This is a genomic window from Aeromonas finlandensis, from assembly GCF_000764645.1.
GTDB classification, from domain to species: domain Bacteria; phylum Pseudomonadota; class Gammaproteobacteria; order Enterobacterales; family Aeromonadaceae; genus Aeromonas; species Aeromonas finlandensis.
Genome location: NZ_JRGK01000093.1, coordinates 1 through 10,929, shown reverse-complemented (window position 1 = coordinate 10,929; position 10,929 = coordinate 1). Strand labels below are relative to the sequence as shown.

At 58.5% G+C, this 10,929-nt stretch carries 5 protein-coding genes and 1 pseudogene; all 6 read left to right on the top strand.

What is annotated here, in order from left to right; all coding sequences use genetic code 11:
- Positions 1-184 (top strand): annotated as a pseudogene (locus LD28_RS0110000) (RNA chaperone ProQ); the annotation flags it as partial.
- A gap of 8 nt (positions 185-192) precedes the next feature.
- Positions 193-2,208, top strand: coding sequence for a carboxy terminal-processing peptidase (prc, locus tag LD28_RS0109995; protein ID WP_033136825.1), 2,016 nt, complete (start codon positions 193-195; stop codon positions 2,206-2,208).
- Positions 2,209-2,352: 144 nt separating this feature from the next.
- Positions 2,353-4,977: an aminopeptidase N gene (pepN, locus tag LD28_RS0109990; RefSeq protein ID WP_033136824.1), complete on the top strand. Its 2,625-nt coding sequence runs from the start codon at positions 2,353-2,355 to the stop codon at positions 4,975-4,977.
- A gap of 70 nt (positions 4,978-5,047) precedes the next feature.
- Positions 5,048-5,269, top strand: coding sequence for a DUF2835 domain-containing protein (locus LD28_RS0109985; protein WP_033136823.1), 222 nt, complete (start codon positions 5,048-5,050; stop codon positions 5,267-5,269).
- Positions 5,270-5,547: 278 nt separating this feature from the next.
- The gene (locus LD28_RS0109980; RefSeq protein ID WP_033136822.1) at positions 5,548-10,386 is read left to right on the top strand and encodes an NAD-glutamate dehydrogenase; all 4,839 of its coding nucleotides are present in this window, start codon (positions 5,548-5,550) and stop codon (positions 10,384-10,386) included.
- A 77-nt stretch (positions 10,387-10,463) separates the two neighbouring features.
- The coding region (pyrD, locus tag LD28_RS0109975) for a dihydroorotate dehydrogenase (quinone) (RefSeq protein ID WP_033136821.1) at positions 10,464-10,929 on the top strand (466 nt) is incomplete at its 3' end.

Below are 10,929 nucleotides of genomic sequence, written 5' to 3'. Positions count from 1 at the left end.
GGTTGCAGATGCTCCGCTGGTTAAAGTGGATGCCGCTACGCTGAAAGTGGGCCAGGATGTGCGCGTCGTTATGGGTAAATTCCCGGTTCCGGCAACCATCAAGGAAGTAACCAAGGACGATGTACAGGTCCAACTGCAGACCGGCATGATGGTGCGGGTCAAATCAGAGCACTTGGTTCTCTAAGGAGACAAATGTTGAAGCATGGCGTAATTCGTTTTTCCCTCGTTGCCTGTAGCTTGGCGCTTGCCGGGCTTGCACAGGCCATCGAGCCGGTGCTCAAGGAGAGTGATTTGCCTGTGTTGGCTCAAGAGAGCCAACATGCTACGGCCAGCAAGCGAATTACCAATCTGTTTACCCGCTCGCACTACAAACAGTTCAAGCTGGACGATGCCTTTTCCTCCGTGATTTTCGACAAGTATCTGGAGAATCTGGACTACAGCCGTAACCTGTTTTTGGCCTCTGATATCAGCCGTTTTGAAAAGTACCGTAACGGTTTTGACACCGACCTCGAAAGAGGCCGTCTGGCACCCGCCTACGAGATGTTCAACCTGAGTCAGCAGCGGCGTTATGAGCGGTTCGAATACGCCCTCAAACTGCTTGATACTCCTTTCGATTTTACCCAGACCGACAACTATGTGTTTGATCGGGAAGGGGCGGCTTGGCCCAAAGATGAAGCAGAGCTCAACGAGCTATGGCGTCAGCGGGTCAAGTTCGATGCCCTGAGCCTCAAGCTCAGCGGCAAGGAGTGGCCCGAGATCAAGGAGCTGCTTGGCAAGCGTTACAACAACGCCATCAAGCGGATGTCCCAGACCGAGAGCGAAGATGTCTTCCAGCTCTTCATGAACTCCTTCGCTCGCGCCATCGAACCGCACACCAGTTACCTCTCACCGCGCAGTGCCGATCGTTTCAACACCGAGATGAACCTCTCGCTGGAGGGGATTGGCGCCGTGTTGCAGGCGGAAGATGACTTTACCGTTATCCGCTCTCTGGTACCCGGTGGCCCGGCTGCTAAATCCAACAATCTGAAGCCCGATGACAAGATCACCGGGGTAGGGCAGGAAGATGGCAAGATTGTCGATGTGATCGGCTGGCGTCTTGATGACGTGGTCGAGCTCATCAAGGGGCCAAAAGGGAGCAAGGTCAAGCTGGAGATCCAGCGTGGCAAGGGTGCAACCGCCAAGACCGAGCATATCGAGCTGACCCGCGACAAGGTTCGCCTTGAAGACAGGGCTGCCAAGTCCAAGGTGATTAACGCCGAAGGCAAGAAGATTGGCGTCATCGAGATCCCGAGTTTCTACGTCAATCTGCACGACGACGTGATCAAGGAGCTCTCCAGCCTGAACAAGAAGAAGATCGATGGTTTGATCATCGATCTGCGCGGTAACGGCGGTGGCGCCCTGACCGAAGCCTCCGCGTTGAGCGGTCTCTTCTTCGGCAGTGGTCCCGTGGTGCAAATTCGTGATCACATGGGCCGTATCACGGTCAATGGCGATGACGATGGCAACGTCTATTACGGCGGCCCCATGTCGGTGATGATCGATCGCTACAGCGCCTCGGCCTCCGAGATCTTTGCTGCTGCCATGCAGGATTATGGTCGTGCCCTGATCCTGGGTGAAAACTCGTTCGGCAAGGGGACGGTGCAGCAGCATCGCAGCCTCGCCAAGGTCTATGACTTCTACGAGCAGCCGCTGGGTCACGTGCAGTACACCATCGCCAAGTTCTACCGGATCAACGGTGGCAGCACCCAGAACAAGGGCGTTGCGCCGGATATCAGCTTCCCGACACCGGTTGCGCCGCAAGAGACGGGTGAGAGCCGCGAGTTCAACGCCTTGCCGTGGGACAAGATTGCCTCCGCCAACTACGAGAAGCTCGGCAACTTCGCCAGCCAGCTATCAAAGCTGAAGTCAGCGCACGATGCCCGGATCGCCAAGGATCCCGAGTTTGCCTATGTGATGCAGGACATCGCCGACTACAAGGAGGAGAAAGACAAGAAGTCGGTCTCCCTCAACGAGGCTGAGCGTGTTGCAGAGCAGGCGAAACAGGATGAGAAAGCGCTCAAACGTACCAACGAGCGTCTGGCACGTCTTGGCAAGCAGGCGGTGAAGAGTCTGGATGAACTGCCCGCTGATTTTGAAGCGCCCGATGAGTATCTCATCGAAGCGGCCAATATCACGGCGGATCTGGCCAAGGTCAGCAAACGCAGCTGACAAGGCTATCCATAATGCACAAGGGCGACTCGGGTCGCCCTTTCTTTTTGTCTGGCGTATCTGACGTAATGCAAATTGTTTGACCCCGCCAGTTGGTTGTGACAGCCTCTTTCTCGCCTTTAACAAGCGTGGAAGCAGACAATAATGACCGATCACTCCCAGGCCATGACGGCCAAATATCGCCAGGATTATCAGGCGCCGCTCTACTGGATCGATACCATCGACCTCGATTTCCAACTGCAGGAGCCGCTTACCCAAGTCACCGCCATCACCCGCATTCGCCGCAACGGCGAGCACAATGCGCCGCTGATCCTCGATGGCGAGCAGCTGACCCTCAAGAGCGTTGCCATTGATGGCATTCCCTATGACCACTACGAGCAAGGCGAGAGCAGTCTGACCCTGTTCAACCTGCCTGCCGAATGTGTGCTGACTATCGTCACCCTGCTGGATCCGGCCGCCAACACCGCGCTGGAAGGGCTTTACAAGTCTGGCGATGCCTACTGTACCCAGTGTGAAGCGGAGGGCTTTCGCCGCATTACCTACTATCTGGACCGCCCCGACATTCTGGCGCGTTACAGCACCCGCATTACCGCCGACAAAGCTCAATTCCCCTTCCTGCTCTCCAACGGCAACAAGGTCGATAGCGGTGATCTGGATGGCGGTCGCCACTTCGTGCAGTGGCAGGATCCTTTCCCCAAACCGAGCTACCTGTTTGCGCTGGTTGCCGGTGATTTCGATGTGGAGCGCAGTCACTACACCACCAAGAGCGGCCGCAAGGTGGCCCTCGAGATCTTCGTCGACAAGGGCAACCTCGACCGCGCCGGTTTTGCCATGGAGAGCCTCATCAACTCCATGCGCTGGGACGAGCAGCGTTTCGGCCTTGAGTATGATCTCGACATCTACATGATCGTCGCGGTGGACTTCTTCAACATGGGCGCCATGGAGAACAAGGGGCTCAACATCTTCAACTCCAAATTCGTGCTGGCCAATCCGGCTACTGCCACCGACAGCGACTACCACGGTATCGAGCGGGTGATCGGTCACGAATATTTCCACAACTGGACCGGCAACCGTGTCACCTGTCGTGACTGGTTCCAGCTCAGCCTGAAAGAGGGGCTGACGGTATTCCGGGATCAGGAGTTCTCCTCCGATCTGGGCTCCCGCGGCGTCAACCGCATCAACAACGTGCGTACCGTGCGCGGCCCGCAGTTTGCCGAAGATGCCGGCCCCATGGCGCACCCCATCCGTCCGGATGTGGTGATCGAGATGAACAACTTCTACACCCTGACCGTCTACGAGAAGGGGTCGGAAGTGATCCGCATGATGCACACCCTGCTGGGAGAAGATGCATTCCAGGCCGGTATGCGTCTCTACTTCGAGCGTCACGACGGCTCGGCCGCCACCTGCGATGATTTCGTGCAGGCGATGGAGGATGCCTCCGGCGTGGATCTCGGCCGTTTCCGCCGCTGGTACAGCCAGTCCGGCACGCCAGAACTGACCGTCACTGACGAGTACGATGCCGCCAGTGGTATCTATCGCCTCCATGTGAGCCAGCATACCCCGCCGACTCAGGATCAGCCGCAGAAGCTGCCGCTGCACATCCCACTCGACATTGAGCTCTATGACCAACAAGGTGCCGTTATTGCGCTGCAATATCAGGGCAAGGCCATCGGCAACGTGCTCGATGTGCTGGAAGCAGAGCAGACCTTCGTGTTCGATCAGGTGCCGGTCAAGCCGGTTCCCTCCCTGCTGCGGGACTTCTCCGCGCCGGTCAAGCTGCACTATGACTACAGCGATGAAGCGCTCGCCTTCCTGATGCGCTATGCCCGCAACGAGTTTGCCCGCTGGGATGCGGCCCAGATGCTGATCAACAAGGCGGTCATCGAAGGGGTGGCGCGGGTACAGCACGGGCAGGGGGTTGAGCTCTCCCAGACCCTGCTGGCCGCCTTTGTCGCCATTTTGGACGACAGCGAGCTGGACTTGGCCCTCAAGGCGGAGCTGCTGGCGCTGCCCGGTGAGGCGACCCTGGCCGAGCTGTTCGAGGTGGCCGATATCGATGCCATCCATCAGGTGCGCGACGCGATCCACACCCGTCTTGCCGAGGCCTTTGGCGCGCGCTTGGCGGCTACCTATCAGAGCCTGCGTCTGAATGGTTATCAGGTGGTGCACGCCCACATGGCCAAGCGGGCCCTCAAAGGGGTGGTGCTCGGCTATCTGGCGGCGCTGGACGCGGAGCATGCCGATGCGCTGGTGCGCGAGCAGTATGCAACTGCCGACAACATGACCGACACCCTGGCGGCGTTGCAGGTGGCCAACGGCTATCTGTTGCCATGTCGCGCCACGCTGCTGGCCGATTTCGAAGGCAAGTGGGCCAAGGATGGACTGGTGCTGGACAACTGGCTGCGGCTGATTGGCAGCAAACCGGCTGCCGATGTGCTGAGCGAAGTGAAACAGGCGATGAGTCACCCCACCTTCAGCATTCGCAACCCGAACCGGCTGCGGGCGCTGATCGGCAGCTTCGCCATGAGCAATCAGGTGCAGTTCCATGCGGTGGATGGCAGCGGTTACCGCTTCCTGACCGACCTGCTGATCGAGCTCAATGAGGTCAATCCGCAGGTTGCATCTCGCCTCATCACTCCACTCATTCAGTTCAAGCGACTGGATGAGGCGCGCAAGGCCCTTATCCGCGCCGAGCTGACCCGTCTGGCCAACCTTGAGGGGCTGGCACGGGATCTGTTCGAGAAGGTAAGCAAGGCACTGCAGCAGTAAGTGTCAACGGGGCAGGGGCGTGAATGCACCTGCCCCCATTGTGTGGTTTGCCGTGTGATCAGGAGCAAGTGTGAAGCAGTTTACTTTTCGGCTCTCATTGAGCAGCGACGAGGTGATGCTGATGTATCAGGGCCATGCCAGACGCTTGGTGGTGCGCAGTGAACAGGGGCTGACCCTGGAACTTGGCATAGAAAAAATTCGGCCCTTTGTCGCCATCAATGGTGTTCATGGCTACTTTCGGCTGAAAACGCAGGATGATTACCGCTTTATCAGTCTCGAACGCATAAATTAACAAAAAACGAACAGATTACCGACTGTTTATCTGCTTTGTGTCACTATCTATCCGGCAAACTGGCACAAAGGTAGTGGGAATTTCTGTCTTTTTTGTTATTTGCAAAATTTCTCACAGTTTAAGCCGTGATCTGCACCTTGTTTTTAACATCTCATTAGCACCTTTCCTCGCCTTCCCTTATCCAAGCCATTACACTTCGCAACAACTCTGCACCAGCGGGTAACCAGGGTGGTTGCCTCTGCGTCGGTGGTTAATGTCGTCCGATAAGGAATATAAAAATGGCATTGAAAGACGCCCCTACCTCAGTTCTGCTCGAAAACGTTCTCAGCCTGATCCATCAGAAGTTGCCCAAAAACAGTGCCTCTCTGGTCGAGCGCTTCGTTGCCAAGTTTTACGGCAACATGGCGAGCTCCGACTTGCACGATCGCAATGACAGCGATCTCTACGGTGCAGCCCTGAGCCTGTGGAATGCATTCAATCAGCGCAGCGGTACCGACCCCTACATCCGGGTCTACAATCCCGAGCTGACCCGTCACGGTTGGCAATCGCCCCATACCATTGTCGAGGTGATCCTGCAGGATTCGCCTTTCCTGGTGGACTCCATCCGGATGGCGCTCAAGCGACTCAATATCACCGCCCACATGATGCTGCACCAACCGCTGCACCTCATTCGTGGCGCGGATGGTAAGATTGGCGCCATTCTGGAGCTCGACAACACCGACGGGCAGACCTCGGTTGAAACGGCATTCCTTATCGAGATCGACCACCTTACCAGCGAGGAGCAGATGGCCGCACTGGCTGCCGAGCTCAACTCGGTGGCCGGTGAAGTGGCGCTGGCGGTCGGCGACTGGCAGCCGATGCTGGCCAAGCTCAATGAGATCATCGACGAGCTGCCCAAGCGCAAGAGTCCGGTGAGCAAGGAGGAGGTGGCCTCTTGCGTCGCTTTCCTTAAATGGGTGGCTGCCCACAACTTCACCCTGATGGGGTATCGTCGTTACGACGTCAAGGCGGTGGAGGGGGATCACGAGATCCTGCCGCAGGCCAGCTCCAGCCTGGGCCTGATGAAGAATTCCATCAAGGAGGTGGGTCAGCGCCTTGGCAACATGCCTGCCAGCGCCCGTCATGCCGCCCTGAGCTCTGACTTGCTGATCCTCACCAAATCCAACAGCAAGTCCCGGGTGCACCGTCCGGCCTATGTGGATTACATCGGCATCAAGCGCTTTGACGAGCACGGCAAGGTGGTGGGGGAAGATCGCTTCATCGGTCTCTACGCCTCTTCCATCTACAACACCAGCGCAACCCAGATCCCGCTCATCAGCCATCGCCTCGAACACATCATGGCCGCCTCCGGACACGAGAGGGGCTCCCACGCCTACAAGGCGCTGCTCAACGTGCTGGAAACCTATCCCCGCGATGAGCTGATCCAGGCCCGCGAAGAGGAGCTGCTGGCCACCGGTCTCGGCGTGCTGGAGATGCAGGAGCGGGACATGCTGCGGCTGTTCGTGCGTCGGGATGTTTACGGTCGCTTCTTCTCCTGCATGGTCTATGTCACCAAGGAGCGCTACAACACCGCGCTGCGGATCAAGACCCAGCAAATTTTGCAGAAATATTTTGGCAGCAACGAAGAGGTGGAGTTCAACGTCTACTTCACCGAAGGCGTGCTGGCGCGGACCCACTACATAGTGCGGGTCAACAACAACAACGTGGATGTGGATGTGAACGAAGTACAAAACAACCTGATTGAAGCGGCCCGCAGCTGGGACGACCGACTCGACTCCGTGCTGCTCTCCCACTATGGCGAGGCCCGTGGCAACGAGCTGCGCCGCCGTTTCAGCACTGCTTTCCCCCGTGCCTACAAGGAAGATGTGCTGCCGGGCTCTGCCGTGGCCGATATCATGGCGCTTGATAACCTGAGCGAAGCCGAACCGCTGGGCATGCTATTCTACCGCGCGCAGGAGGAGGAGAACGACCGTCGGGTACGACTCAAGTTGTTCCATCGCACCGAGCCCATTCACCTCTCCGACGTGCTGCCGATGCTGGAGAACATGGGGCTGCGGGTGATCGGCGAGACCCCGTATCAGGTTCGTACTCCGAGTGGCGATCTGTTCTGGATCCTCGACTTCTCCATGCTGCTGCACGGCGAGCAGCCCTTTGATCTGGCCCAGAGTCAGCAACGCTTCCAGCAGGCCTTTGCCGCCATCTGGAACAAGCAGCTGGAAGATGATGGCTTCAACCGGCTGGTGCTGGGGGCGGGCCTTACTGGCCGTCAGGTCTCTGTGCTGCGCGCCTATGCCAAATACATGCGCCAGACTGGCGTATCTTTCAGCCAGTCCTATATCGAAGAGACCCTGACCCGTTACCCCGATATCGCCCAGCTGCTGTTTACCCTGTTCGAACAGCGTCTCGATCCGGCCGGCAAGCAGGACGCCAAGGCAGAAGCCAAGCTGCACGAGGAGCTTGCCGCCAAGCTGGATCAGGTAGCCAACCTGGATGACGATCGCATCATTCGCCGCTATGTGGAGATGATCGACGCCACTCTGCGCACCAACTACTACCAGCTGGACAAAGCGGGCAACATCAAGCCCTACATCTCCTTCAAACTGGCTCCCTCCAGCATCACCGACATGCCGCTGCCGCTGCCGAAGTTCGAGATCTTCGTCTACTCGCCGCGGGTGGAAGGGGTGCATCTGCGCTGGGGCAAGGTGGCCCGTGGCGGCCTGCGCTGGTCCGATCGCAAAGAGGACTTCCGCACCGAAGTGCTGGGGCTGGTGAAAGCCCAGCAGGTCAAAAATACCGTGATCGTGCCGGTGGGGGCCAAGGGCGGTTTCTACTGCAAACAGATGCCGGTGGGGGCAGCCCGCGCCGTCATTCAGGAGGAGGGCAAGGCCTGTTATCGCCTGTTTATCCGCGGCCTGCTCGATGTGACCGACAACATCATCGGCGGCGAGGTGATCCCGCCGACATCCGTGGTGCGCCACGACGAGGATGATTACTACCTGGTGGTCGCTGCCGACAAGGGCACCGCCACCTTCTCCGACATCGCCAACGAAATAAGCCTCGAGTATGGCCACTGGCTCGGCGATGCGTTCGCTTCCGGCGGCTCGGTCGGTTACGACCACAAGAAGATGGGCATCACCGCCCGCGGTGCCTGGGAGTCGGTCAAGCGCCATTTTCGCGAGATTGGCGTCAACTGCCAGACCACTGATTTCACCTGCGTCGGGATTGGCGACATGGCGGGGGACGTGTTCGGCAACGGCATGCTGCTCTCCGAGCACACCCGGCTGGTGGGCGCGTTCAACCACATGCACATCTTCGTTGATCCCACTCCGGATGCGGCCAAGAGCTTTGTCGAACGCCAGCGCCTGTTCGATCTGCCGGGCTCCAGCTGGGATGACTACAACCGCGAGCTGATATCACAGGGGGGCGGCATCTTCCTGCGCTCCGCCAAGTCCATCAAGCTCAGCCCCGAAATGCAGACCCTGCTTGGCAGCGACAAGGCCAGCATGGCCCCGAACGAGTTGATCAAGGCACTGCTTTGCCTCAACGTCGATCTGCTGTGGAACGGCGGTATCGGCACCTATGTGAAGAGCGCTCGCGAGAGCGATGGGGAAGTGGGCGATCGCAGCAATGACGCACTGCGGGTCAATGGTCGCGATCTGCGGGCCCGTATCGTCGGCGAGGGGGGCAACCTCGGCTTTACCCAGCTCGGTCGGGTGGAGTACGCCAGCCAGGGCGGTCGCATCAACACCGATTTTACCGACAACGTGGGCGGGGTGGATTGCTCCGACAACGAGGTGAACATCAAGATCCTGCTCAACCAGTTGGTGGCCGCAGGGGACCTGACCCTCAAGCAACGCAATCAGATGCTCTACGAGATGACCGACGACGTAGCGCAGATCGTTATTACCAACGCCTATCGCCAGTCCCAGTCCATCTCGGTCACCAGCTTCCGCGGTTCTGAACAACTAAAAGAGCAGCAGCGCTTTATTCAGGGGCTGGAGCGGGAAGGCAAGCTGGACCGGGCGCTCGAGTTCCTGCCCTCCGATGAGGAGCTCTCCGAGCGGATGGCGGCCGGGCAGGGGCTGACCCGTCCCGAGCTGGCGGTGCTGGTGGCCTACGGCAAGATGGTCCTGAAAGAGCAGCTCAACTGCCCGGAAGTGACCGACGAGCCCTTCCTCGCCAACATGCTGGTCACCAGTTTCCCGGCCAAGGTGCAGCAGCAGTTTGGTGCCCAGCTGGCCGATCACCCATTGCGCTCCGAGATCATCGCGACCCGGGTGGCCAACATGCTGGTCAACGACATGGGGCTCAACTTCGCCAGCCGGATGAAGGACGAGACCGGCGCCTCTGTGGCGGAAGTGGCCTGCTGCTTTGCCATGGCCCGCGAAGTGTTTGGCATGAACCAGTTGTGGCGCGATATCGAAGGGTGCGACAACCTGGTGGGTGCCCAGACCCAGCTCGAGCTGATGTTCTACAGCCGCCGCATCGTGCGCCGCGCCACCCGCTGGTTCCTGCGCGCCCGCAATCGCAGTTGGAGCATCAGCGAGAACATCGCCTTCTTCCGTCCGGCGTTCGAGACCCTCGGCACACACCTCTACGAGGTGATGGATGAGAGCGAAGTGGCAGAGCATCGTCAGGCTGTTGCCAAGTGGATGGAGAAACAGGTGCCTGAGGCCATTGCCCGTCAGATCGCCCATATGAGCAGCCTCTTCTCCAGCCTGGATCTGGCGCAGATTGCCGCGGAGCACCAGACCGACATTCTGCGCGCCGCCAATGTCTACTATCGCCTCGGGGCCAAACTGGATCTGCACTGGTTCCTCGAGCAGATCAACCATCAGCCGGTTGGCAACCACTGGCAGGCGATGGCGCGGGCCTCTTTCCGCGAAGATCTGGACTGGCAGCAACGCAGTCTCACTTCTGTGGTACTGGAAGGGTGCAAAGATCAGGGAGAATGCGCTACCATACTGGCCGACTGGATTTCGGAGCATGAGCAACTCTTGTCCCGTTGGACCCATATGTTGGCCGACTTCAAGACCACCAGTACCCACGAGTTCGCCAAGTTCTCGGTGGCCTTGCGAGAGTTGAACCTGCTCCAGTTGAATTGCCGGGCACTTTAATTGCCAGATTAAGGCATAACACCGGCATTACACCCAAAGCCCCGGCCAGTTGCCGGGGCTTTCTTTAAGGAGCAAAGATGTTGTACCCCATCGCAAGGCATTTCCTGTTCAAGCTCAATCCGGAACAGGCTCACGATCTCTCCATGAAATATTTGCCCCGCCTTCTCGGTACGCCACTCGATTGTTTCTTCCGCCAGAATTTGCCGAAACGCCCCGTCACTGTTATGGGGCTTTCTTTTGCCAATCCGGTGGGATTGGCGGCCGGTCTGGATAAAGATGGGGAGTGCATTGACGCGCTGGGCGCCATGGGATTTGGCTTTATCGAGGTCGGTACCGTCACCCCCAAACCCCAAAGCGGCAATGACAAGCCTCGCCTGTTCCGGGTTATTCCGGCAGAGGGGATCATCAACCGGATGGGATTCAACAACAAGGGGGTGGATCATCTGGTGGCTAAGGTAAAAGAGGCCAAATATCAGGGGGTGATCGGCATTAATATCGGCAAGAACAAAGATACCCCTATCGAGCAGGGCAAGGATGATTACC

Bases quoted from the DNA above. Each gene is read 5' to 3' on its own strand.
- pepN (WP_033136824.1), top strand. From the start codon at position 2,353: ATGACCGATCACTCCCAGGCCATGACGGCCAAATATCGCCAGGATTAT.
- prc (WP_033136825.1), top strand. From the start codon at position 193: ATGTTGAAGCATGGCGTAATTCGTTTTTCCCTCGTTGCCTGTAGCTTG.
- LD28_RS0109980 (WP_033136822.1), top strand. From the start codon at position 5,548: ATGGCATTGAAAGACGCCCCTACCTCAGTTCTGCTCGAAAACGTTCTC.